The sequence below is a fragment of the Streptomyces sp. NPDC001393 genome (assembly GCF_053597455.1).
On record NZ_JBSFIH010000088.1, the window covers coordinates 1 to 24,177 of the forward strand.

20 protein-coding genes and 1 pseudogene are annotated in these 24,177 nt (G+C 69.5%); 13 read left to right on the top strand and 8 right to left on the bottom strand.

Going from position 1 to position 24,177, the window contains the following annotated elements; translation table 11 throughout:
• Nucleotides 1-110: 110 nt before the first annotated feature.
• A complete protein-coding gene (locus tag ACWC2T_RS43215; protein WP_450675776.1) occupies nucleotides 111-701 on the bottom strand; it encodes a hypothetical protein in 591 nt (196 codons plus the stop codon).
• Nucleotides 702-911: 210 nt separating this feature from the next.
• Here ACWC2T_RS43215 and ACWC2T_RS43220 point away from each other — a divergent pair, with 210 nt between their 5' ends.
• The 3 genes from ACWC2T_RS43220 (at nucleotide 912) to hutH (ending at nucleotide 4,686) form a co-directional block, all read left to right on the top strand.
• The gene (locus ACWC2T_RS43220) at nucleotides 912-1,706 is read left to right on the top strand and encodes an enoyl-CoA hydratase/isomerase family protein (RefSeq protein ID WP_450675777.1); all 795 of its coding nucleotides are present in this window, start codon (nucleotides 912-914) and stop codon (nucleotides 1,704-1,706) included.
• A gap of 207 nt (nucleotides 1,707-1,913) precedes the next feature.
• Nucleotides 1,914-3,059, top strand: coding sequence for a diguanylate cyclase domain-containing protein (locus tag ACWC2T_RS43225; RefSeq protein WP_450675778.1), 1,146 nt, complete (start codon nucleotides 1,914-1,916; stop codon nucleotides 3,057-3,059).
• Nucleotides 3,060-3,147: 88 nt separating this feature from the next.
• On the top strand, nucleotides 3,148-4,686 hold the full coding sequence (hutH, locus tag ACWC2T_RS43230) for a histidine ammonia-lyase (protein WP_450675793.1): 1,539 nt from the start codon (nucleotides 3,148-3,150) through the stop codon (nucleotides 4,684-4,686).
• A gap of 99 nt (nucleotides 4,687-4,785) precedes the next feature.
• On the opposite strand, the gene ACWC2T_RS43235 is transcribed toward hutH, so the two are convergent.
• Nucleotides 4,786-5,121, bottom strand: a complete 336-nt coding sequence (locus tag ACWC2T_RS43235; RefSeq protein ID WP_450675779.1) for an LPXTG cell wall anchor domain-containing protein — start codon at nucleotides 5,119-5,121, stop codon at nucleotides 4,786-4,788.
• Between the two features lie 109 nt (nucleotides 5,122-5,230).
• On the opposite strand from ACWC2T_RS43235, the gene ACWC2T_RS43240 reads away from it, so the two are divergent.
• From ACWC2T_RS43240 to ACWC2T_RS43255, 4 genes and pseudogenes are all read left to right on the top strand, one after another.
• Nucleotides 5,231-5,575 (top strand): hypothetical protein, encoded by a 345-nt coding sequence (locus tag ACWC2T_RS43240; protein ID WP_450675780.1) that lies wholly within the window; start codon nucleotides 5,231-5,233, stop codon nucleotides 5,573-5,575.
• 220 nt (nucleotides 5,576-5,795) lie between these two features.
• Nucleotides 5,796-7,043 (top strand): L,D-transpeptidase, encoded by a 1,248-nt coding sequence (locus tag ACWC2T_RS43245; RefSeq protein WP_450675781.1) that lies wholly within the window; start codon nucleotides 5,796-5,798, stop codon nucleotides 7,041-7,043.
• Nucleotides 7,044-7,269: 226 nt separating this feature from the next.
• Nucleotides 7,270-7,515 (top strand): annotated as a pseudogene (locus ACWC2T_RS43250) (ABC transporter ATP-binding protein); the annotation flags it as partial.
• Between the two features lie 215 nt (nucleotides 7,516-7,730).
• Nucleotides 7,731-11,030, top strand: a complete 3,300-nt coding sequence (locus ACWC2T_RS43255) for a S8 family peptidase (RefSeq protein WP_450675782.1) — start codon at nucleotides 7,731-7,733, stop codon at nucleotides 11,028-11,030.
• 86 nt (nucleotides 11,031-11,116) lie between these two features.
• On the opposite strand, the gene ACWC2T_RS43260 is transcribed toward ACWC2T_RS43255, so the two are convergent.
• Entirely contained in the window at nucleotides 11,117-12,028 is a 912-nt protein-coding gene (locus ACWC2T_RS43260; protein ID WP_450675783.1) for a helix-turn-helix domain-containing protein, read from the bottom strand.
• Nucleotides 12,029-12,198: 170 nt separating this feature from the next.
• Here ACWC2T_RS43260 and ACWC2T_RS43265 point away from each other — a divergent pair, with 170 nt between their 5' ends.
• Nucleotides 12,199-13,239: an NAD(P)-dependent alcohol dehydrogenase gene (locus ACWC2T_RS43265; RefSeq protein ID WP_397996974.1), complete on the top strand. Its 1,041-nt coding sequence runs from the start codon at nucleotides 12,199-12,201 to the stop codon at nucleotides 13,237-13,239.
• Nucleotides 13,240-13,396: 157 nt separating this feature from the next.
• On the opposite strand, the gene ACWC2T_RS43270 is transcribed toward ACWC2T_RS43265, so the two are convergent.
• Nucleotides 13,397-14,515: a hypothetical protein gene (locus ACWC2T_RS43270; protein ID WP_450675784.1), complete on the bottom strand. Its 1,119-nt coding sequence runs from the start codon at nucleotides 14,513-14,515 to the stop codon at nucleotides 13,397-13,399.
• Between the two features lie 162 nt (nucleotides 14,516-14,677).
• Between ACWC2T_RS43270 and ACWC2T_RS43275 the strand changes: the two genes are divergently transcribed.
• Nucleotides 14,678-15,832, top strand: coding sequence for a cystathionine gamma-synthase (locus ACWC2T_RS43275; RefSeq protein WP_450675785.1), 1,155 nt, complete (start codon nucleotides 14,678-14,680; stop codon nucleotides 15,830-15,832).
• Between the two features lie 82 nt (nucleotides 15,833-15,914).
• Here the strand turns inward: ACWC2T_RS43275 and ACWC2T_RS43280 are convergent, their stop codons facing one another.
• The 3 genes from ACWC2T_RS43280 to ACWC2T_RS43290 all read right to left on the bottom strand — a co-directional run bounded on the left by ACWC2T_RS43280 (nucleotide 15,915) and on the right by ACWC2T_RS43290 (nucleotide 17,655).
• Complete coding sequence (locus tag ACWC2T_RS43280; protein WP_450675786.1) at nucleotides 15,915-16,163, bottom strand: hypothetical protein; 249 nt, start codon at nucleotides 16,161-16,163, stop codon at nucleotides 15,915-15,917.
• Nucleotides 16,164-16,536: 373 nt separating this feature from the next.
• Complete coding sequence (locus ACWC2T_RS43285; protein WP_450675787.1) at nucleotides 16,537-17,016, bottom strand: sigma factor-like helix-turn-helix DNA-binding protein; 480 nt, start codon at nucleotides 17,014-17,016, stop codon at nucleotides 16,537-16,539.
• A gap of 132 nt (nucleotides 17,017-17,148) precedes the next feature.
• Entirely contained in the window at nucleotides 17,149-17,655 is a 507-nt protein-coding gene (locus ACWC2T_RS43290) for a MarR family winged helix-turn-helix transcriptional regulator (protein WP_450675794.1), read from the bottom strand.
• A gap of 162 nt (nucleotides 17,656-17,817) precedes the next feature.
• Between ACWC2T_RS43290 and ilvA the strand changes: the two genes are divergently transcribed.
• From ilvA to ACWC2T_RS43310, 4 genes are all read left to right on the top strand, one after another.
• Complete coding sequence (gene ilvA, locus ACWC2T_RS43295) at nucleotides 17,818-19,047, top strand: threonine ammonia-lyase (protein ID WP_450675788.1); 1,230 nt, start codon at nucleotides 17,818-17,820, stop codon at nucleotides 19,045-19,047.
• A 185-nt stretch (nucleotides 19,048-19,232) separates the two neighbouring features.
• Nucleotides 19,233-20,219: an ATP-binding cassette domain-containing protein gene (locus ACWC2T_RS43300; RefSeq protein ID WP_450675789.1), complete on the top strand. Its 987-nt coding sequence runs from the start codon at nucleotides 19,233-19,235 to the stop codon at nucleotides 20,217-20,219.
• Between the two features lie 196 nt (nucleotides 20,220-20,415).
• The gene (locus tag ACWC2T_RS43305) at nucleotides 20,416-21,216 is read left to right on the top strand and encodes an ABC transporter permease (protein ID WP_450675790.1); all 801 of its coding nucleotides are present in this window, start codon (nucleotides 20,416-20,418) and stop codon (nucleotides 21,214-21,216) included.
• Between the two features lie 277 nt (nucleotides 21,217-21,493).
• Nucleotides 21,494-22,405, top strand: a complete 912-nt coding sequence (locus ACWC2T_RS43310) for an SAVMC3_10250 family protein (RefSeq protein ID WP_450675791.1) — start codon at nucleotides 21,494-21,496, stop codon at nucleotides 22,403-22,405.
• 126 nt (nucleotides 22,406-22,531) lie between these two features.
• Here ACWC2T_RS43310 and ACWC2T_RS43315 read toward each other — a convergent pair whose 3' ends face one another.
• Nucleotides 22,532-23,446, bottom strand: coding sequence for a hypothetical protein (locus tag ACWC2T_RS43315; protein WP_450675792.1), 915 nt, complete (start codon nucleotides 23,444-23,446; stop codon nucleotides 22,532-22,534).
• Between the last annotated feature and the right edge of the window lie 731 nt (nucleotides 23,447-24,177).

The window sequence follows — 24,177 nt, forward strand, 5'->3', positions numbered from 1 at the left end:
CGGCATTCATGAGCCTCCCCCACGCTCGAACAGGCTCGCGCGGGGGCACCCCCATCGCGGCGGGCGCAGGGCCGCCCTCCGGGCGACGACGGGAGCTTGACCGACAGGACCTAGTGACCGGTGCCGGTGGCTGCGTCCACGCACAGGCCCAGCAACGGTACGCACAGCCCGCCCGGGCCCGGGGCCGGTGTGCTGTGGGTGGGCGTCGGTGTGGTGGGGGCCGGCTCGGTGGTGGTCGGGGCCGGGCGCGGCGCGGACGTCGTCGCCGAGGGCCGGGGTGTGGTGCCCGGGGTGGTGGCGGGTGTGGCGGTCGGGAGGCCGGTCGCGGTCGGTCCGGCGGTGCTCCCCGCCGGTGCCCAGGACGTGGGCGGGCCGGTGGGTGTGGCCGTGGGGGCCGGCGCCAGGCTTCTGCCGCCCATGACGGAGGTCGCCGAGGGCAGCGGGGCGGCCGTGGCGGCGGTGTTCGCCGCGTGGCCCGTGGTGCCGTCGCCCGCGCCGACGCGGGGCTCGGCCTCCGCCGTGCCCGGGGCGCCGGCGCCGGACTCCGACGAGACCCGGACCAGACTGAGCACACCCGCGGCCAGGGCGAGACCGCCAGCGGCGAGCAGCACCTTGCGGGGGCGCGGTTTGCGGTGCCGCCCACGCCGTACGGGCCCTTCGTCCCCGTCTTCGGTACGGGCCTGTGCAGGTGTCGGTGCCATGGTTCCCCTCCCCGGTTCCCCTCCCGGCCGTGCCCCGGGCGCGCCGTGGCGGACGCACGCTATGCGGTCCTGTGGGCGATGTGGGGTGAGACGGCCGGGATGTCACTCGAACGGGCGTAGCCCCCTGGACTTTCCTGCGATCGGGTACGGCTGCGATGATCGGGCCGAGCAGTGCGTTAACCCGCGTTAACACGTGAGTCGGAGGGTGCCATGAGCGAGGAGCGGTTCGGGGAGTTCGTGCTGGTGCGGCGGCACGGGCATGTCGCGGAGCTGGTCATGGACCGGCCCAAGGCCATGAACGCCGTCTCGACACAGATGGCCCGCTCCCTCTCCGCCGCGTGCACGGCGCTGGCCGGCGACCGGGACGCGCGCGTGGTGGTGCTGACCTCGTCCCATGAGCGGGCGTTCTGCGTCGGCGCGGACCTGAAGGAGCGGAACTCCTTCAGCGACGCCGACCTGCTGCGGCAGCGGCCGGTGACGCGCGGTGCGTACACCGGGGTGCTGGAGCTGCCGATGCCGACGATCGCGGCGGTGCACGGCTTCGCGCTGGGCGGGGGTTTCGAACTGGCCCTGTCCTGCGACCTGATCGTGGCCGACGGTACGGCGGTGGTGGGGCTGCCCGAGGTGTCCGTGGGCGTGATTCCGGGCGGCGGCGGTACCCAGCTGCTGCCGCGGCGGGTCGGGGCGGCGCGGGCGGCCGAGCTGATCTTCTCCGCACGGCGGGTGGAGGCGGCGGAGGCGGCCGAGCTGGGGCTGGTCGACCGGGTGGTGGCCGAGGGCCGCGACCGCGAGGAGGCGCTGGCCCTGGCCGCCACCATCGCCGGCAACTCCCCGGTGGGGCTCCGGGCCGCCAAGCGGGCACTGCGGCTGGGGCACGGGCTGGATCTGCGGGCGGGCCTGGAGGTCGAGGACGCGGCGTGGCGTTCGGTGGCCTTCTCGGGGGACCGTGCGGAGGGCGTGGCGGCCTTCAACGAGAAGCGCAGGCCGGAGTGGCCGGGGGAGTGAGGCAGCGGCACGACTGCCCGCAGCTACGGCGCGTAGGCGGTGCGGCTCGCTGCAGCTCCCCAAGGGGCGCGGGGAACTGCGCGACCAGCCCGCCACGCACCCGCGCTCGGCGGACAACTCGCAGCCTCGAGCTCGTAGCCGCACAGTCATCCCCCTGATCGCCCCACTAATGTCCCGATTTCCCCAAATCCTCCCTAACCTGGAGTAATGGGCGAGGACAGGCGGCTGGCCGCAGTCGTGGCGCTGGCGCAGGGCATGGCAGCGGCGCACACCCCGGCAGGGGCATGGCGGGCCGCCGCGCTCGGCGCCTGCCGGGCGCTGGACGGCAGTTTCGCCGCGCTGTCGGTGTGGGAGCGGGAGCTGGGCCGCCTGCGCGTCCTCGTGAACGTGGGGGACAGGCGCCCGGACGAGGAGGAGTTCCCCGAGTCCGAGGCCTACCCGGTGCACCAGTTCCCGGAGATCACCGAGTTCCTGCACGAGCGGTGGGCCGGCGGGGGCGGACCGAACGCGTGGGTGGAGACGGCCGAGGGGACCGCCGCCGGCACCCCCGGCTACTTCCACCAGCGGGTCGCCGCGCTGCGCCGCCGCGGCCGGGGCTGCTGCGTGGTCGCCCCGGTCCTGCTACACGGCAGGGCCTGGGGTGAGTTGTACGTCGCCCGGGCCGTCGACGCCCTCGTGTTCGACCGGGCCGACGCCGACTTCGCGACCGTGCTGGCCGCCGTCGTCGCCGCCGGGCTCGCACAGACCGAGCGGCTGGAGGAGGCCCGCCGGCTCGCGTACACCGACGCCCTCACCGGACTCGCCAACCGCCGGGCCGTCGACGTACGCCTGGAGGAGGCGGTCGAGCGGCACCGTACGCAGGGCGTGGCCGTCAGCCTGGTCGTCTGCGATCTCAACGGGCTGAAGCGGGTGAACGACACCCTTGGGCACGCCGTCGGCGACCGGCTCCTGGAGCGTTTCGGCTCGGTGCTGTCGCTGTGCGGCGCCATGGTGCGGGGCGCGCTGGTCGCGCGGCTCGGCGGGGACGAGTTCTGTCTGCTGGCCGTGGGACCGCCCGCCGACGACGTCGTGAAGGCCGCCGACGAACTGTGCCGCAGGGCAGGGGAGTTGGAGCTGGGGGAAGGCGTGGCGTGCGGGGTCGCCTCGACCGAGGATCCGATCGGTGAGGTGCGGGACGCGCGGCGGCTGTTCCGGCTCGCCGACGCCGCCCAGTACCGTGCCAAGGCCCTGCGCGCCGACCGGCCCGTGGTGGCAGGGCGGGAGGGCCCGGACGATCCGGTCGTCCGGCTGGCCGACGAGCCGCCGCACGTGGCGCCCGCCGAGCGGCGCCGGTTCCGGGGGCGCCGGCCGTGAGGCGAAGCCCACACGCATCGGTAAGGGTCGCTCCCGTACTCCACTAGTGACATCTCCGCATTCAATGCGTACGCTCCTGAATATGGATATGCACACTGTGGTGGTGGGGACGTCGGGTGTCACGGCGTCCGACGTGCTCGCCGTGGCGCGCGGCGGTGCCCGTGTCGAGCTGTCGGCGGAGGCGGTGGCGGCCCTGGCGGCGGCCCGCGAGATCGTGGACGCGCTGGCGGCCAAGCCCGACCCGGTCTACGGCGTCTCGACCGGCTTCGGTGCCCTGGCGACCCGGCACATCAGCCAGGAACTGCGCGCCCAGCTGCAGCGCAACATCGTCCGCTCGCACGCCGCCGGCATGGGCCCGCGGGTGGAGCGCGAGGTCGTACGGGCCCTGATGTTCCTGCGCCTGAAGACCGTCTGCTCCGGGCACACCGGCGTCCGGCCCGAGGTCGCGCAGACCATGGCGGACGTCCTCAACGCCGGGATCACCCCGGTCGTGCACGAGTACGGCTCCCTCGGCTGCTCCGGCGACCTGGCGCCGCTGTCCCACTGCGCCCTGGCCCTCATGGGCGAGGGGGACGCGGAAGGCCCCGACGGGGTCGTACGGCCCGCCGGTGAGCTGCTCGCCGCCCACGGGATCAAGCCCGTCGAACTGCGCGAGAAGGAGGGCCTCGCCCTCCTCAACGGCACCGACGGCATGCTCGGCATGCTGATCATGGCCCTCGCCGACCTCGACACCCTCTACAAGTCCGCCGATGTCACCGCCGCCCTCAGCCTGGAGGCGCTGCTCGGCACGGACAAGGTGCTCGCGCCGGAGCTGCACGCCATCCGGCCCCATCCGGGCCAGGGTGCCAGCGCCGCCAACATGCTGGCCGTGCTGAAGGGTTCGCAGCTCACCGGGCACCACCAGGACGACGCCCCGCGCGTCCAGGACGCCTACTCCGTCCGCTGCGCCCCGCAGGTCGCCGGCGCCGGGCGCGACACCATGGCGCACGCCCGGCTGGTCGCCGAGCGCGAGCTGGCCTCCGCCGTCGACAACCCGGTCGTGCTGCCCGACGGCCGCGTGGAGTCCAACGGCAACTTCCACGGGGCGCCCGTGGCCTACGTCCTGGACTTCCTCGCCATCGCGGCCGCCGACCTCGGCTCCATCGCCGAGCGCCGCACCGACCGGCTGCTGGACAAGAACCGCAGCCACGGCCTGCCGCCGTTCCTCGCCGACGACGCGGGGGTCGACTCCGGGCTGATGATCGCCCAGTACACGCAGGCCGCGCTGGTCAGCGAGTTGAAGCGGCTCGCCGTGCCCGCCTCCGCGGACTCCATCCCGTCCTCCGCCATGCAGGAGGACCACGTGTCCATGGGCTGGTCGGCCGCGCGCAAGCTGCGCACCGCCGTCGGCAACCTCACCCGGATCATCGCCGTCGAGCTGTACGCGGCCACCCGGGCCATCGAGTTGCGCGAGGGCCTCGCCCCGGCGCCCGCCTCCCAGGCCGTCATCGACGCCGTGCGCGCCGCGGGTGTGCAGGGCCCGGGCCCGGACCGGTTCCTGGCGCCCGATCTGGCCGCCGCCGACGCGTTCGTGCGCGAGGGCCGGCTCGTGGCCGCGGTGGAGTCGGTCACCGGCCCGCTGCAGTAACGTCTCCGCACGCGGACGCACGCGAAAAGGGGCCCTGCCATGTGCCGGGCCTCTTGTGCGTCTGCGTCACTTCGGCTTGGCCTGCCGGGTCTTGAGGACTTAAAAGCCCAAGCGTTCGCGGCGCACCGAATACACCACGAAACCGGCGCCCACCCCGAGGAAGAGGGTGCCGCCGACGACGTACGGCGTGGTGTCGATGCTTCCGGTGTCGGCGAGTTCGGTGTCGTCCGCGGCTTCCCGAGCGGTCTCGGCGGTCGCCTCTGACACCGCCCTGGCCTGCTGGGTCAGATGCGTGGCGGAGCTTTCCGCGCCCGCTCTCGCCGTGGCGTCCGCCGAGGAGTCCTGCGAGGCGTTCGCGGACGGGACGAACCACAGCGCGCACAACAGAGTGCCCGCGGCGGTGGCGGTCAGCAGCGGACGGCGAGCGGATGACACGGAATATCGATCCCCTTGTGACGCTGGCGAATTGGCCGTGGGCAGCGATGTTAGTGAAAGGTGCGGGTCACAGGAAAGTCACGGGAGGTTTCGGCCGTACGCTCCCGCCATGAACCCTGAAGAGACATCACGGTATGTACGGCTTCGCGTGGAGATCGTCCTTGAGGTGCAGGACGAGGACGAGGTGAGCAAGGCCGCGTTGCGCCGGCTCGCCGCCGATACGGAGCTGCCGGCGGCGGAGCGGGCCCAGGCCGAGGGTGCTGTGACCGAAGACACCGCGGAGGCCCTGGCCTATCTCGTGGACCCGTTCGACCTGGTCAGCGAGGTGCCCGGGGTGGAGCTCCAGCAGGCGTCCTGGTCGAGTGAGCGGATCGACTACGACCCGGACTCGCCGGACTGGGACCTGGATGAGGAAGATGGGGCGGACGACGAGGAAGAGGACGGCATCGGCTGAGCGTCACGGGGCACCCATGACCCCGGACGGCAACCGCCGTCCGGGGTTTCGTCGTCTCAGGGGACGCACGGACCGACTCCCGCACCACCCGCGCACCGTGGACGTGGTGTGCCCCACAGATCCACCGGATCCGGAACGGGACGGTACGGCCGTAGCGTTGAAGGTTCTTGCGGGGGCTTTTGGGGTTTCTGGCGGCTCGGCAACGATGGAGAAGCGTGTGATGACGAACAGTAGGCGGCGCAAGGGCCTGATGGCCGCGTCCGCACTGCTCGGTGGTGTCCTGGCCCTCACGGCCTGTTCCGGCGGCGGCAGCTCCAAGTCGTCCGACAAGGGCGACTCCTCCCAGGCCCAGGCCGACGCGGCGGCGGCGAAGAAGTCCTCGCAGGCGCAGATCGCCATCACGCCGAAGGACGGCTCCGACAACGCGTCGATCAACAACTCCGGCACCGTCACCGTCAGCAAGGGCACGCTCACCGGCGTCACCATGACCACCGAGAGCGGCACGGCCGTCCCCGGTCAGCTCTCCGCCGACAAGCTGAGCTGGAAGCCCAGCGCCCAGCTGCAGCGCTCCACCACCTACAAGATCGCCGCGGAGGCCAAGGACTCCCAGGGCCGCATAGCCCACGAGAACGCCTCCTTCACCACGGTCTCGCCGGCCAACAGCTTCATCGGCACCTACACCCCGGACAACGGCTCCACGGTCGGTGTCGGCATGCCGGTCTCGATCAACTTCGACAAGGCGATCACCAACAAGGCGGCCGTGCAGAAGGGCATCACGGTCAGCTCCAGCAGCGGCCAGGAGGTCGCCTGCCACTGGTTCAACGCCAACCGCATGGACTGCCGCCCCGAGCAATACTGGAAGGAAGGCTCCACCGTCACCCTCAAGCTGGCGCTCGACGGCGTCGAGGGCGCGCCCGGTGTCCACGGCGTCCAGCAGAAGACGGTCACCTTCCACATCGGCCGCAACCAGGTCTCCTACGTCGACGCGAAGACCAAGCAGATGAAGGTCACGCAGGACGGCAAGGTCGTCAAGACCATCCCGATCTCCGCCGGCTCCCCCGAGCACACCACGTACGAGGGGCAGATGGTGATCTCCGAGAAGTTCACCCAGACCCGGATGAACGGCGCGACGGTCGGCTTCAAGGACTCCGACGGCAAGGGCGAGTACGACATCAAGGACGTGCCGCACGCGATGCGCCTGACCAGCTCGGGCACCTTCATCCACGGCAACTACTGGGGTGCGCCGTCCGTCTTCGGCAGCGTCAACACCAGCCACGGCTGTGTCGGCCTGCAGGACGTCAAGGGCGCCGGCGACCCGAACACCCCGGCCGCCTGGTTCTACAGCAACTCCCTGATCGGTGACGTGGTCGTCGTCCAGAACACCGGCGACAAGACGGTCGCCCCGGACAACGGCCTCAACGGCTGGAACATGGACTGGGCCCAGTGGAAGGCCGGTTCGGCGGTCTGACACCCCGTTGACAGCTTCCCGGTGCCGCCCTTCGAGGGCGGCACCGGCGTTTCCGGGTCCGGCCGGCCTTCTCCTTCACCTTCGTGCCCAGCGGAGCTGGAGAATGCGAACGGATGTCTGACGGATCTCCGATCCGGGTGATGGTCGGCTGAAATGCGGTCGGATGTGCGGTGGTCGTACTCGGTGTGCACGGCCTAGAAGGTGACCTACCTGAGGCACGACTTCGCCGCCGCAGATGGGCGGCTCTCGTCGCCTCCTTCGGCCTTGTGCCAGGCGCCGCCCTCATGTTGCGACCGGCAACCTCGACGAGGGCATGCCGGACGAGATCATGGACGTACTCGAACGCCTGTGGAAGGAACACGGGTTGACGTTCATCATGGTGACCCACGACTCCGCGCTCGCGAAGAAGCTCCCGCGGCTGGCCACCATCCGTAAAGGAAAGATCACGGTAAGGGAGAACGCCGGTGCCTGATCCGGCAGTTGTGTAACGGCGATCAGAACGCGGCGTAACAGTTCTCCTTCATCATTTCTTACCGTCCTCTCGTCTATTGAGGCGACTGATCACCCCCGGCATACTCTGCGTGACCCCGGGGGGGCTGACGTTCTCACCCACGACACTCCCCCCGGCCGGGCGAACGGGGAATTCGCCCGGTACTCCATCTCCAGGGGGAGAACTTGCGCAGACAAGTGAAAAGAGCTGCTGCGGCCAGTGTGGGCACGGCCGCAGCCGTCGCCCTCGCAGCGGGTATGACCAGCCCGGCGTCGGCGAAGCCCGCGCAGCGCATCCCGGCCGTCGCCTCCGCGCTCTCCGCGAAGACCCATGTCACCCTCATCACCGGTGACCGTGTCGCCCTCGACGCCAAGGGCCGCATCGTCGGCCTGCAGCGGGCCAAGGGCCGCGAGCACATACCCGTCCAGGTCCGCAGGACCGAGGGCCACACGCTGGTCGTCCCGGTCGACGCGGCCCACCTGGTGGCCTCCGGCAAGCTGGACCAGCGCCTGTTCGACGTCACCGAGCTGAACAAAGCCGCCACCCGCCGGGCCCAGAAGAACGGCCTGAAGGTCATCGTCGGCTACAACGGCTCCGCCCGGACCGCCAAGGCGGACGTCCGGGACGCCGGCCGTCTGCGGCGCAGCCTGGCGGCCCTCAACGCCGACGCCGTACAGACACCGGTCGACGCCACCGCCGGGCTGTGGCACGCCGTCACCGACGGGGACGACACCGCCGCCGGCATCGCGCACGTCTGGCTCGACGGCGTCCGCCAGGCCTCCCTCGATACGTCCGTGCCGCAGATCGGCGCCCCGGTCGCCTGGAAGGCCGGCTACACCGGCAAGGGCGTGAAGGTCGCCGTCCTGGACACCGGTGTGGACACCAGCCACCCGGACCTCAAGGACCAGGTGATCGCGTCCAAGAACTTCTCCGGCGCCGCCGACGCCACCGACCACTACGGGCACGGCACCCACGTGGCCTCGATCGTGGCGGGCACCGGCGCCAAGTCGGGCGGCAAGTACAAGGGTGTCGCCCCGGACGCCAGGATCCTCAACGGCAAGGTCCTGGACGACACCGGCTCCGGTGACGACTCCGGCATCCTCGCCGGCATGGAATGGGCGGCCGCGCAGGGCGCCTCCGTCGTCAACCTCAGCCTCGGCGGCTACGACAGCCCCGGCATCGACCCACTCGAGGCCGAGGTGAACAAGCTGTCCGCCACCAAGGGCATCCTGTTCGCGATCGCCGCGGGCAACGACGGCCCGCACTCGATCGGTTCGCCGGGCAGCGCGGACGCCGCGCTCACCGTCGGTGCCGTCGACAAGAAGGACAAGCTCGCCGACTTCTCCTCCACCGGCCCGCGCCTCGGCGACTACGCCATCAAGCCGGACGTCACCGCGCCCGGCGTGGACATCACCGCCGCCGCGGCCAAGGGCAGCGTCATCGACCAGGAGGTCGGCGAGAAGCCCGAGGGCTACCTGACCATCTCCGGCACCTCGATGGCCACCCCGCACGTCGCGGGCGCCGCCGCGATCCTGAAGCAGGAGCACCCCGGCTGGGGCTACGCCGAGCTGAAGGGCGCGCTGACCGGCTCCGCAAAGGGCGGCACCTACACGCCGTACCAGCAGGGTTCGGGCCGTATCGCGGTGGACAGGGCCTACCGGCAGACCGTGATCGCCGACCCGGTCTCGGTGAACTTCGGGCTGCAGCAGTGGCCGCACACCGACGACAAGCCGGTCACCAGGAGGGTGACCTACCGCAACCTCGGCGACAAGGCCGTCACGCTCACCCTGAGCAGCACCGCCCTCGACCCCAAGGGCCACGCGGCCCCCTCGGGCTTCTTCAAGCTCGGCGCGAGAAGGCTGACGGTTCCGGCGCACGGCAGGGCGGCCGTCGACCTCACCGCCGACACCAGGCTGGGTGGCACCCTCGACGGCGCCTACTCCGCGTACGTGACCGCGACCGGCGCCGGCCAGAGCGTCCGCACGGCCGCCGCGGTGCAGCGCGAGGTGGAGTCGTACGACATCACGCTGAAGGTCATCGGCCGGGACGGCAGGCCGGGCACGTACTACAACGCCGGCCTCAACGGTGTCGCCGGACTCGCGAGCGGCACGCAGGTGAGCCCGTACGACCCGTCCGGCACGGTGAAGGTGCGCCTGCCGAAGGGCACGTACATCCTCAACTCCGCCGTGTTCGTGGACAAGAACGGCACCAAGGGCACCGACTGGATCGCCCAGCCGAAGCTGACCGTCGCCAGGAAGCAGACCGTCACGATCGACGCGCGCCGGGCCAGGCCGGTGGACATCACCGTCCCCGCCCCGGGCGCGAAGCCGGAGTTCGCCGCGCCGGGGTACGACGTCACGACGGGGGCCGGCGAGTTCAGCTACGGCTGGTTCCTGGACTCGTACAACAACTTCCGCACCGCCCACCTGGGCCCGCGGCTGCCCGCCGCCCAGCTGTTCCAGCAGTGGGACGGCCACTGGACCAAGGGCGCGGACGAGGAGTACGACGTCACCTCCGGCGGCCCGGTCAAGCAGCTCGCCACCGGCTACACCAGGCACTGGAAGGCGAGCGAGCTGGCCACCGTCAAGGCCCGGCTCGGTGCCGCCGCGCGCGGCAAGACCGGTGCGATCAGCGCCACCGGCTGGCTGCCCGGCAGCTCCGGCGCCTCCTCCGTCGACATCCCGCAGACGCTGCCCGGCACCCGCACCCTGCACCTGTCCGCGGGCGGCGGGGTCCTGTGGGACCTGGCCTTCAGCCAGTACGGCGGGCGCGACCAGGACGGCTTCCCGATCCAGGACGCGGGCTACACCCTCGGCCAGTCCTCCTTCCGGGCCGGCCACAGCTACCCGAGGACGGTCAACACCGCGGTCTTCGGCCCGCACGTCAACAAGGACCTCGGGCTGTTCCGCACCGGCAACGAGATCTACGGTTCGCTGCCGCTGTTCGCCGACTCCGCCCTGAACGCCGGGTACTCGCAGTTCACCTCGGTGAACACGACCCTGTACCGCGACGGCACCAAGGTCGGCTCCAACGCCGACCCGCTCTTCGGTGACGAGACCTTCAAGGTCCCGGCCGGGGACGCCGCGTACCGGCTGACCACCTCGGTCGAGCGCTCGGCGAAGATCGCCCGGGCCTCCTCGCGGATCGACGCGACCTGGACCTTCCGCTCCCAGAACGCCTCCGGCACCGCCGTGCAGCTCCCGGCCTCCGTCCTGCACTACGGCGCCACGACCGGCCTGGACAGCTGTGTCCCGGCCGGGAGGACGGTCACCTTCCCGGTCACCGTCGAGGGCGCGGCCGCCGGCCGCAACCTGAAGTCCCTCGCGGTGTACGTCTCCTACGACGGCAGGACCTTCACCAAGGTCGACGTCCGGGGCGGCAGGATCACCGTGAAGAACCCGGCGAAGGGCAGGTCCGTCTCCTTCCGCTCCGAGATCACCGACAAGAAGGGCAACACGTCCGAGATCACGGTCTACGACGCGTACTTCGGCACGTGAGCCGCAGCGCCCGCTGAACGAGCGAGGGGCACCCGGAGCACGGGCTCCGGGTGCCCCTTCGTCGTACGGGTTCGCCGTACGGGTGCCTACGCCGACGGCACCGCGTGGGCCGCGTCCGTGCCCCAGCTGGCCAGGAGACGCAGGGAGTCGGCGGACGGGGAACCGGGCTCGGCGTGGTAGGTGATCAGGGACTGCTCCGAGTCGTCCGTCAGGCGGAAGGACTCGAAGTGCAGGGAGAGGTCGCCCACCAGTGGATGACGCATCCGCTTGATGCCGTGGCTCTTCTCCTTGACGTCGTGCGTCGCCCACAGCCGGCGGAACTCCTCGCTCTTGACCGAGAGTTCACCGACGAGCGCGGACAGCTTGGGGTCGTCCGGGTGGCAGCCCGCGTCCATGCGCAGGGCGCAGACGATGTCGATCGCCTTCTGCTCCCAGTCGACGAACAGCTCGCGGTAGTCCGGGCGCAGGAACGTCAGACGCGCCCAGTTCCGCTCCGCCGCCGGCAGTTCCGCCCAGTCACCGAAGAGGGCCGCCGCCATCCGGTTCCAGGCGAGGATCTCCGAGCGGCGCCCGACGATGTACGCCGGTACGCCGTCCATCGTGTCCAGCAGCTGCCGCAGCGAGACACGGACCTGCTGCTGCCGCGCCGCCGGCTTCTTCTTGTGCGACTTCGGCTTGGCCAGATGCGTCAGATGCGCGTGCTCGGCGTCCGACAGCCTGAGCGCCCGCGCGATCGAGTCCAGGACCTCCGCCGAGACGTTCCGCCCGTTGCCCTGTTCCAGCCGGGTGTAGTACGCCACCGACACCCCGGCCAGCTGTGCCAGCTCCTCGCGGCGCAGTCCCGGCACCCGCCGGTGCCGTCCGAAGTCCGGCAGCCCCACGTCCTCCGGCTTCAGCCGGGCCCGCCGGCTGCGCAGGAACTCGCTCAGTTCGGCGCGCCGGTCCAGCGGCCGTCCGGCGGCGGCCGCGGCCTGCGGTTCTGAGTCCCTGTGCTCCATACGTCCAGTATTCCTGGTCGTACGTGCACGAGCCTGACCCCGCCAGTGGTAGGCACAGCGGTCGTACGCAAAGGCGTGGTCTGGGTGGCCGGCCCGGATCGCGGCAGGCTGGGGGCCGTACCCGGTCGGAAGGCAACCGGGCACGGAACACCTGCTAGGAGAACCCCGGCATGACCACTGTTGCTGCGTACGCCGCGCCCGCCGCGAAGGCTCCGCTGGAGCGGACCACCATCGAGCGGCGCGCGGTCGGCGAGTTCGACGTCCTGATCGACATCAAGTTCGCCGGCATCTGCCACTCCGACATCCACCAGGCCCGCGAGGGCTGGGGCGAGGCCATCTTCCCGATGGTGCCCGGCCACGAGATCGCGGGTGTCGTCTCCGAGGTCGGCCCCGGTGTGACGAAGTTCGCCGTCGGTGACCGGGTGGGCGTCGGCTGCATGGTCGACTCCTGCCGTGAGTGCGAGAACTGTCTGAAGGGTCTGGAGCAGTTCTGCCTCAAGGGCATGGTCGGCACGTACAACGCCGTCGGCAGGGACGGCGAGCCCACCTACGGCGGCTACTCCGAGAAGATCGTCGTCGACGAGAACTACGTCGTGCGCATCCCCGACGGCCTGTCGCTGGACGTGGCGGCCCCGCTGCTCTGCGCCGGCATCACCACCTACTCGCCGCTCAAGCACTGGAACGCGGGCCCCGGCAAGAAGGTAGCCGTGGTCGGCCTGGGCGGCCTGGGCCACATGGCCGTGAAGATCGCGCACGCGATGGGCGCCGAGGTGACCGTCCTCTCGCAGTCCCTGCGCAAGAAGGACGACGGCCTGAAGCTGGGCGCCGACCACTACCACGCCACCAGCGACCCGAAGACCTTCGAGGAGCTGGCCGGCACCTTCGACCTGATCGTCTCCACCGTCTCGGCACCGATGGACTTCGGCGCGCTGCTGTCGCTGCTGAAGGTGGACGGCGCGCTGGTGAACGTGGGCGCCCCCGAGGAGCCCATCTCCCTCAACCTGTTCTCGGTGATCGGCGGCCGCAAGACCCTTGCGGGCTCGATGATCGGCGGTATCGCCGAGACCCAGGAGATGCTCGACTTCTGCGCCGAGCACACCCTGGGTGCCGAGATCGAGCTGATCAGCGCCGCGGAGATCAACGAGGCGTACGAGCGGGTGCTGTCCAGCGACGTCCGCTACCGCTTCGTGATCGACACGGCGACGATCTGAGAACCGGCGTGCGCCGCGGCCGCGGCGGCCTCGGGGTCAGCACGAGCCGGGCCCGGTCCACCCGGATCCCGAGCCCGGCCGCGGTCTCGTCCCCGAGCCCCAGCGGCCCGGCCCCAGGCCGACGCACTGACCGACCGAGAAGCCCTCTGAACGGGGCTCAGCCGGGGAGGGTGGCCGGGCTGCCGCCGTTGGCCTCGTAGCCGGCCACCGCCAGGGCGCGGTAGAGGGCGAACTCGGCGGCCGGGTCGGCGGAGAGCATCCAGGGCAGCGCGCCGACGTGCCCGTCGACGTGTATCAGCTGGTGCATGGCCTCCTGCCAGCGCTCGGCGCGGACCAGGAAGAAGATCAGCAGATGGCGGACGTGCGCGAGCATGGGGTCGTCGGGGCGGGCGGAGTGCACCGCGTGCAGGGCGCCATGCATCGCCTTGGTGACGACCTCGCTCTGGTAGAAGCTCGCCACCAGGTTCACCTCGGGAAGGTGCTCGAAGACCGCGAACAGGGGCAGCGCGGCGAGCAGCGAGCCCTGCGGTGCGCGGGCCGCGGCGGCCTCGGCGAAGGAGTACGCCTGCTCGCGCGAGCCGTGCCACTTCTCGCACCAGTAGTGCAGCGCGGCCAGGTGCGCGCCCATGTGATGCGGGGCGCGGTCGAGGATCTTCAGCCACAGCTGGTCGAACTCGGCCTGGGAATAGGAGAGTCCACGGGCGATGGACAGCTCGACGATGTACGGCACCGGGTCGCCGGGAGCGAGTAGGGCCGCCTGCGCGCACGCGTCCCGGGCCTCCTCCATGATGATCCGGAAGTCGTCCGTGCCCGGCGTCGACGTCCGCCAGGCCTGCTGCACCAGGAACTCCGCGTAGACAGCGGCGCAGCCCGCGTCCTTGGGCTGCTCCGCCCGCCACACCCGCAGCCACTGGCCGCCCGGCGTCTCATGCACCCCGCCGGGCCGCTGCTGCAGCTCCAGCGCGGCCGCGCCCGCGAAGGCCTGCACCCGCTGCCAGCGCGGCTCGCCCTCGGTCTCGGTGCCGGCCAGCAGCTGGGAGGCCGCGCGATAGTCCTGCGTGCGCTGCACCAACTCCAGGACGTCCAGCAGGTCCTGGTCCGGGCCGGGCATGCGCACGTCCAGCTCCTCCTGGCGCACGAAGCCGTAGGCCGCCGGGTCCGCGGCGTCCGGGTGTCCCGGAGGAACCTGCTCGATCAGCCCACGCCTGCGCCGCATGACCGAGAGCAGCACGAAGCTCAGCATGAGCAGCGCCATGAGCAGCCAGAGAATCGCCATGCCCCAAGCGAACCAGACGCCGCCGACAATTGGCCAACCCCGCCGCGAGGCTGTGGAAAACTCCGGGACTGTTCATGACAGGGTGAGGGGAAACCCTTCCTCCGGTGCCGCTCGAGCCCGGTGGGCTCCAGGATCCGGTCAGGCGCACTACGCTCGGTGCACATGAGCGACAGGCACATCAGTCAGCACTTCGAGACCCTCGCGATCCACGCGGGCAACACCGCGGATCCCCTCACCGGCGCGGTCGTCCCGCCGATCTACCAGGTCTCGACCTACAAGCAGGACGGCGTCGGCGGGCTGCGCGGCGGCTACGAGTACAGCCGCAGCGCCAATCCCACCCGCACCGCCCTCGAGGAGAACCTCGCCGCGCTCGAGGGCGGCCGTCGCGGCCTCGCCTTCGCGTCCGGCCTGGCGGCCGAGGACACCCTGCTGCGCACGCTGCTCAGCCCCGGTGACCACGTGGTGATCCCGAACGACGCCTACGGCGGCACCTTCCGCCTCTTCGCCAAGGTCGTCACCCGCTGGGGTGTGGAGTGGTCCGTCGCCGACACCAGCGACCCGGCCGCGGTACGGGCCGCGATCACCCCCAAGACCAAGGCCGTCTGGGTGGAGACCCCCTCCAACCCGCTGCTCGGCATCACCGACATCGCCGCCGTCGCCTCTGTCGCGCACGACGCGGGCGCGAAGCTCGTCGTCGACAACACCTTCGCCACGCCCTACCTCCAGCAGCCGCTGTCGCTCGGCGCGGACGTCGTCGTCCACTCCCTGACCAAGTACATGGGCGGTCACTCGGACGTGGTCGGCGGTGCGCTGATCGTCTCCGACCAGGGCCTCGGCGAGGAGCTGGCCTACCACCAGAACGCGATGGGCGCCGTCGCCGGCCCCTTCGACTCCTGGCTGGTGCTGCGCGGTACCAAGACCCTCGCGGTGCGGATGGACCGGCACAGCGAGAACGCCACGAAGATCGCCGACATGCTGACCCGGCACGCGCGCGTGACGCAGGTGCTCTACCCGGGCCTGCCCGAGCACCCCGGACACGAGGTCGCCGCGAAGCAGATGAAGGCGTTCGGCGGCATGGTGTCCTTCCGTGTCGAGGGCGGCGAGGAGGCCGCGGTCGAGGTGTGCAACCGGGCCAAGGTGTTCACCCTCGGCGAGTCGCTCGGCGGCGTCGAGTCCCTGATCGAGCACCCCGGCCGGATGACGCACGCGTCCGCGGCCGGTTCCGCGTTGGAGGTCCCCGGCGACCTGGTCCGCCTGTCCGTGGGCATCGAAAACGTCGACGACCTGCTGGCAGACCTCCAGCAGGCGCTGGGCTGACGGAGGCGCCGCCGGGCTCGGACGGGCGTGACCACCGTCGTACGCGGGCCGTATCTCCCGTCGGCCCGCGGCCGTAGCAGGCTCACCAGCCGGTGACCGGTGGCGTCGTCTGGGAGGGCGGCTCCGTCCACGGGTGCACGCGGGCCGCCCACACGCTGAACGCGACGGCTGCGGCGCAGGCCAGCAGCCACAGCACCCGGCGGACGAGCTGCCCGCGCCGCAGCAGGCGTTCGCCGCGGCGCACCGCCTCCGAGCACAGGTCCGGCGGCACCGGTGCCGGCGCCTTCTCCATGATCTGCCGCGCCGCGGCCTCCCGTTGGGGCCGGTTCACACCGCCCTCCCACTGCACCGCATCCCACGTATCCGCACGCTGCTCGGGCCGCTCACCCGCCCGGCCCTCTCGCCACGGTGCACGCTCCCCGCGCCCGTGACGTTGCCCGAGTCCTTGGCGCTCCCCGCACTCCCGCCGACGCTCCCTGCACCCCCGACACTCCCGGCGCCTCGTACGCGCCCACCGCGCCGCCCGCTCGCCCCGGCCCGAGCACTCCCGATGCTCTCCCAGCCCCGTGCGCACCTGCCCCGTGCGTCGCCTGCGCCGTTGCTGCTTCCCGGGCTCCCGGCGCCGTCCCCGCCCCATGCGTTGTGCCCGCCGTGTCTGCTGCCCATGGTCCGAGCGCTGCCCGTGCTGCCCGCTCCCCACCCCCTCATGAAGGCGCCACCTGGGGGGCTGTGGGGTGGAGCAGGGTGGTTGTCGCGCGGTCGCAGATGGTGTGGACGCGCTCCCGGGGGAGTCCGAGGAGGGCCGCCGCCTGCTCCTCGGCGACGCCTTCGTAGAGGCGCAGGACCAGGATCAGCCGTTCCCGCGGGCTCAGGGCGGCGAGCGGGCTGCGTGGATCCGGGCGGGTCCGGCCGAAGGCGCCGTACTGGTGCCAGGTTGCGCGTGCGAAGCGGGTGGCGAGGTACTGGCGGGCGCAGTCGTACGGGTCCTCGCCGTGCAGCCGGTCCCAGCGCGCGTAGGTGTGGGCGAGCGCGAGCGTCAGCAGGCGCCGCGCGCGCGGGTTGGCGTCCGGCGCCTCCGCCGTCAGCAGCGTGGCGGCATGCAGCAGACGTCCGGCCGCGCCCGCGACGAACGCCTCGAACTCCCGGGCCCGGCGGGCTTCTCGGGACACCTGCCGATCACGCACCACGCCTCCCCCTAGAGGGGGTCCTGTCCGGTACGGGACAGGTGAACCGCGTACGACGCAGGACCCGGTCTCATATGAGGCCAGCAGCGGCCCGGGGTCAAGACTCCGGACCCGTACTCTCCCCGGTGCGCCTCAGGACGCGGGCGGCTGGTCGGCCGGCCCGGTCCCCTGCACCGCCATCCGCGCGGACAGTGCGCGGTTGAAGCGGGTCAGGAGCGTGCAGAACTGCTCGCGCTCCTCCGGTTCCCAGTCCTGCGTCAGCTCGGCCATCAGCTGACGCCTGGAGGAGCGCACCTCCTCCAGCCGGGCGATCCCGCGCGGGGACAGCTGAAGGACCACCGCCCGCCCGTCCTCGGGGTGCGAGGTGCGCTTGACGAGCCCGGTGTCGACCAGCGGAGCCACCTGCCGGGTGACCGTGGAGGAGTCGATGCCCATGCTCGCGGCGAGCGCCTTGACGCCCATCGGGCCTTCCTTGTCGAGGCGGTTGAGCAGCAGGTACGCCGCGCGGTCCATGGAGTTGCGCACCTGCCCGACTCCGCCGAGCCGCGTCTGTTCGGCACGGCGGGCGAACACCGCCACCTCGTGCTGGAGGGTGTCGAGGAGACCGGTGTCACCGACGGTCGTCATGTCCATCGACATTTCAGGTGTTGTGGGCATGGCCGGAGGCTCGCTTCATGAAGGGCTGCTGGGTTGGGGGACAGGGTACGCGGCCCGGCGGCGGGCCGTACCGGCGCTGCACAAACCGGTCTCGGAGCTTGGTCACACCCGTCGTGTACGACCGTGAACTGCGATGCTGGAGTCATGAGCTACGGCACGGCTGACTCCTTGCGTTCCGTCACCCTCGACGACGTACGCGGCGCCCAGAAGATGCTCTCGGGCGTGGCACGCGTGACCGCGATGGAGGGCAGCCGCCACCTGACCCAGCTGGTCGGCGCGCCGGTGCATCTGAAGTGCGAGAACCTGCAGCGGACCGGCTCGTTCAAGCTGCGCGGCGCCTATGTGCGGATCTCCGGACTGCTGCCGGAGGAACGGGCGGCCGGGGTGGTTGCCGCGAGCGCCGGGAACCACGCGCAGGGCGTGGCGCTCGCCTCCTCGCTGCTCGGCGTGCACTCCACGGTGTTCATGCCGAAGGGCGCGCCGCTGCCGAAGATCAGCGCGACCCGCGACTACGGCGCCGAGGTGCGCCTGCACGGCCAGGTGGTCGACGAGACGTTGGCCGCCGCCGAGGAGTACGCGGCGCAGACGGGGGCGGTGTTCATCCACCCCTTCGACCACCCGGACGTCATCGCCGGTCAGGGCACCGTCGGCCTGGAGATCCTGGAGCAGTGCCCGGAGGTGCGCACGATCGTCGTCGGCATCGGCGGCGGCGGGCTCGCGGCCGGGATCGCGGTGGCGGTGAAGGCGATCCGGCCGGACGTCCGGATCGTCGGCGTGCAGGCGGAGGGCGCGGCGGCCTACCCGCCGTCGCTGGCCGCCGGGCACCCGGTGTCCGTGCGGCACCCGGCGACGATGGCCGACGGCATCAAGGTGGGGCGGCCGGGCCTGGTGCCGTTCGGGATCGTCAGGGATCTGGTCGACGAGGTTCGCACGGTCAGCGAGGACCAGTTGTCGGCCGCGCTGCTACTGTGCCTGGAACGGGCCAAGCTGGTCGTGGAGCCGGCCGGGGCGAGCCCGGTGGCGGCGCTGCTGGCCGCGCCGGACACCTTCGAGGGGCCGGTCGTCGCGGTGCTCTCCGGGGGCAACGTGGATCCGGTGCTGCTGCAGCGCGTGCTGCGGCACGGCATGGCCGCGCAGGGCCGCTACCTGGCCGTACGCCTGCGGCTGACGGACCGCCCGGGCGCCCTCGCCACGCTCCTCGGGGTGTTGTCAGTGGTCGACGCTAATGTCCTCGACGTGAGCCACGTACGAACCGACCCCCGGCTCGGGCTCACGGAGGCGGAGGTGGAGCTGCACCTCGAGACGAAGGGCCCGGCGCACTGCGCTGAGGTCGGCCAGGCCCTGCGGGAAGCGGGTTACACCGTCATCGACTGAGGCCGGGCCGGCCTTCTGTCCCCCTTCGCCACCCGTTCCGGTGAAGACCATTGAGAAACGCGATACATCGCGTTATGGTGTGTCGTGGCGGCGGTGGCCCCACCGCCGCATGCGGAAAATCGCAGGCGCGTACGAACCCGCAAACCTAGCCTTTTCGAAACACCCCCGACGACGTGGAGACAGACATGCCAGGCGCCATCCATGCCGAAGGCCTGGTGAAGACCTTCGGCGACGTAAGGGCTCTCGACGGCGTAGACCTGGACGTGCCCGAGGGCACGGTCCTCGGCCTCCTCGGGCCGAACGGCGCCGGCAAGACGACGACCGTCCGCTGCCTGACCACGCTCCTGCGCCCCGACAGCGGCAAGGCGGTCGTCGCGGGCGTGGACGTGCTGAAGGACCCCGACGCCGTACGCCGCTCCATCGGCCTGTCCGGCCAGTTCGCGGCGGTCGACGAGTATCTGACCGGCCGGGAAAACCTGCAGATGGTCGGGCAGCTGTACCAGATGAAGGGCAAGGCGGCGAAGGCGCGCGCGGCGGAGCTGCTGGAGCAGTTCAACCTCGCGGACGCCGCCGACCGCCCCGCCAAGACCTACTCCGGGGGCATGCGCCGCCGGCTCGACCTCGCCGCGGCCCTCGTGGTCTCGCCGCCGGTGATGTTCATGGACGAGCCGACGACCGGCCTCGACCCGCGCAACCGCCAGCAGCTGTGGGAGGTCATCAAACAGCTCGTCTCCGGCGGTACGACGCTGCTGCTCACCACGCAGTACCTGGAAGAGGCCGATCACCTCGCCCACGACATCGCGGTGGTCGACCACGGCCGGGTCATCGCCAAGGGCACCTCCGACCAGCTCAAGGCCCGCACCGGCGGTGAGCGCGTCGAGGTCGTGGTGCACGAGCGCGAGCACATCGCGAGCGCCGCCGAGGTGCTGCGCGGCTTCGGCAAGGGCGAGGTCACGGTCGAGGAGCACACCCGCAAGCTCACGGTCCCGGTGACCGGCGGCGCCAAACTGCTCGCCGAGATCATCCGTGAGCTGGACACCCGCGGGATCGAGATAGACGACATCGGGCTGCGCCGCCCCACCCTCGACGACGTCTTCCTGTCGCTGACGGGACACGTGGCCGAGACCGCCGCCCAGGACGACGAGGCGACCGCCAAGGAGGCCGTGAAGTGAGCGCCGTCAGCGAAGCCGTGCGGGTGGCACCGCCCGGCAACCCCCTCAGCCGTTCCGTCCACGACTCGATGGTCGTGGCGAAACGGAACCTCATCCGCATGTCACGGATCCCGGATCCTGTTCGCTTGTCTCGGCCAGGTTCCATCTCGCCGAGCATCCGAGACCGGCGGCCCAACGCCATGAAGGAGCAGGCCAGGTGAGCGCCGTGAACGATTCGCTCGTCGTCGCCCATCGGAACTTGATTCGCATGGGCCGGATTCCCGAGATGCTTATCTTTGGGCTAATTCAGCCCATCATGTTTGTGGTGCTGTTCACCTATGTGTTCGGTGGCTCGATCCAGGTCGGTGGGTCCAACTCCACGCAGGCGTACCGAGAGTTCCTGATGGCCGGCATCTTCGCCCAGACGGTCACGTTCGCCACGGCGGGCGCCGGTGCGGGTATCGCCGACGACATGCACAAGGGGCTCATAGATCGCTTCCGCTCCTTGCCGATGGCGCGTGGCGCGGTCCTGACCGGGCGCACTCTCGCCGACCTGGCCCAGACGGCGCTCACCCTCGTCGTCCTGGCGGTCGTCGCCCTGATCGTCGGCTGGCGTACGCACGAGAACCTCGGCAAGGTGCTCGCCGGATTCGGCCTGCTCCTGCTGCTCGGGTACGCGTTCTCGTGGATCGGCGCGCTCATCGGCCTGACCGTGCGCACTCCCGAAGCGGCGACGTCGGGCGGCCTGATCTGGCTGTTTCCGCTGACGTTCATCTCGAACGCCTTCGTGGACGCGAACCAGATGCCGGCCTTCTTGCGGCACATAGCGGAGTGGAACCCGTTCAGCGCCACTGTGCAGGCATCCCGCGAGCTGTTCGGCAACCTCCCCCCGGGCTTCCGCACGCCCGGCGCCTGGCCCATGCAGCACCCTGTGCTGGCCTCGCTGATCTGGTCGGTCGTGATCATCGCGGTCTTCCGCACCCTCGCGGTCCGCAAGTACCGCCGGGCGGCGGGTTGATGGCTCCGCCGGCTCCTGGTCGTGCAAAAGTTAGGTAGGTTGCAGTCGGCTTGGGCAGGCCTCTGACCAGGGGTAAGGAGCTACAAGGAAGCCCCCTCCAATGACGGAGGGGGCTCTTCTTATGCCTCTCACGCTGGTTCTGGGGTCTTCCTGGCGGGGCTCGTGCCAACGGACAACAAGGAGTGAGCAGCCTCACCCCCTATGCCTGCCGCATGTACGTCCAGCGCCTTAGTCCCTGCTGCACCATGAACACGAAGCTCAGCGGCAAGGGGGCAGTGTGCGCTTCAACGAAATGATCTACTTCTCTCGTCGACGGCTCGATGCCTTCTTCCCGGAGCGGGCTCCCGGCACATCGCCATCCTGGAACCTTGGCGTTGATCTTCAAGTGGCTACGGTGACGATCGGTGCGGGCGCGCCGCTCACTCCGACCGAGTCAGAGATACGCAGACTCCGCAAAGTGCAGCAGCACCTAGCGCGGGAGGCGTCTCACTTCTACGCACCGCACCTGAACGCTGGCGACTGGGTCTACTTCGACCTGGAAATGGGTTGGGGGACATCGCACGAAGACAGCGATCTACCCGACCTTGACGATGTCCTGTTGTTTTGCGGATCCCTGCCGGGTGATCGAACGGGAGGCCCTGCCACTGTTGACCTCATGTTGTGCGGCTCGACGAAGCACTTGTTGGAGCGCACCGCGACAGCCGGCCGCCTGGGCTCAGGGACAGGGTGGCTTCACGACCTCATCCATAAGATCGACGAGCTGGACAGCAGCTTGGTGACCGATCTTCCAGAGGAACTCACCCAGCGGGCGCTGTCAGTGCCCAGGGTTAACCGCCCCGAGCAGATTGCCAGAGACGTATTCCGCATAGCCCACAGACACCATGCCCCGTTTCAGCGGGCCAGAGTGCAGGGGCTCGCTCGGGTCAACCTCAACCTCTCGAACGGCGAGTGGACTTCCCGCCTGATCATGGCGACACCTCTGTACGTCCAGTACTCGGCGCGCAAGCCCATGCGATGGATCACAAGACTTCGTCTGCATCGTGACCTCTGCCGTAGATACGGACGCGCTTGGTGGAGGTGGCGCCCCGATCTTCCGCCACGAGACAGAGGGCGCTTCTACGACCCCGCATCTGCCCGATCCTTGCGGGGCGGTGCGCCTGCTCAGGACCGTGATTCGACTGCGGAGTAAGTCCCCGATGAACACTCGGATACAAATCGGCCCGCCGGCTCACAGCATGATGTGCGTCCCTGAGTGGGGTGAGCCGTAGATCGCCCAGTAGCGGGCGAGAGGTCCACCAGTGTCCTCGCGCTGGAATTATGGATTTATTTCTTCGATGGCAATCTTCAGATTCGGCACAACGATTGTGTGCCCCTTGGTGACGAACGATGCTGAATTCGAATCTCGACCAAGGAAAAGCAAATCATTATTATTGAGAGCCTTCGGGGGAGTCGAGTTGCTGTCGATCCATTCCCACCGCACATGTGTAGCGGAAATGTCAATGAGCGGATACGCTCCGAAATTGATTGGATGGACTTCATGCCCCCGCCTAACTTCGCTGATGCGGCGCTGAATGGAGTCGTCGAGCCTCCAGCAGGCCGTAATAGATACCACGACAGAAAAAATCACAAAGAACCACTGCATCACCTTTTCGATTCTTACTTTTGCACCCCCGTTGCGGAACTCCACTTCACCCAGCGGCGCAGAAAGTAGATAGAGTAGACATAGCATCATCGAATTTGAAATGAATATTAGCCAACTCTTGCGTTCGAGAATTCCATAGATTGACAGGCCGAAAGCGACTATCTGGAGAACTAATGTGATCGGAAAACGCCATTTTGGCTGGCGCGGAACTGCGACCATTAGAACGATTAGAAACATGAAAAATATGGCGATGAATGCAAATGATGCCGTGCGTCCAATAATGGCAACGCGGTCAAATCCAACCTCTTCAGGGTGAACCCCCAAGCCTTCATAAAACTTAACGTATCCGGCATTTAGTGCCACGTATCCAAGGCCAAGGATAGAGGCGGAAACTGCGGCAATCGAGGTCCACTCCGGAAGCAGCTTCGTCAATCTACTTGCGAAGTTGTTTTCTGGCTCTTGATTCGGAACAGCTTGTTGAGCAGCGGTCTGTTCAACAAGCTCGACGCGTTGGGCTTGCTCTGCATGCTCGATGTGGGTGGCGTGCTCGACACGCTCTACGCGGTTCGCTTGGTCAATGCGATCCACGTGTGCAGCATGCCTTATGTATCGGCGTCGCGAACTAAGGAAGTCCCTTATGCTCATGCCGGAATCTTGAAGCAATCACGGCACGCATGCATCTCGGTCGCGGCCAGTTGGGTGATCCTGGCACGAGCAAGGGCCGGACACTTCCCGAAAAGATTTCCAGCGTTCATGGTGGGAGCAGTTTGTACTGGAACGGACTCCGTCAAAGGCCAGTGTTCAGCCGTTCAGTTAGGGTGCTACGACACGCCAAGGGTATTGCGACCTTCTTGTGGCGGCATTCAGTGGAATGTCCGACTTCAAAGCTGGAATAATCTATTTCCGAGAATGTGCGGACAAGTTGGCGGCGCGACGCACCCTGGACCCTGCAAATGCAAAGGTCGGAAGCTTGGATAGTGGAGAGTACCCAACCCTCTTCTAAGCGCTTGCTGCGTCATGATCTACCGATGGACGAGTTAGCCTTGCTCACGGGCTCTGGAGCGCCGGTCACGGACGCGGTGCTGGAAGGCTGGCAGGCAACCGTCGCTGCCCTCCCGTCGGGAACCGGATCACCAGTGAGGTCATCGATCGCCAGCGGTTCGGGATCTTCGTACATATAGATGATGCGCCAAAAGATCTACGACACTGGTAACGCCATGCCTAAGAGGTTGTCTCACGTGGTGACGGTGCGAGCTGCGGCATGATGTCTCTTCGTGGGTGTCGATCTGTCGCAGCGGCTGGTTCCTGACGGTCTGTGG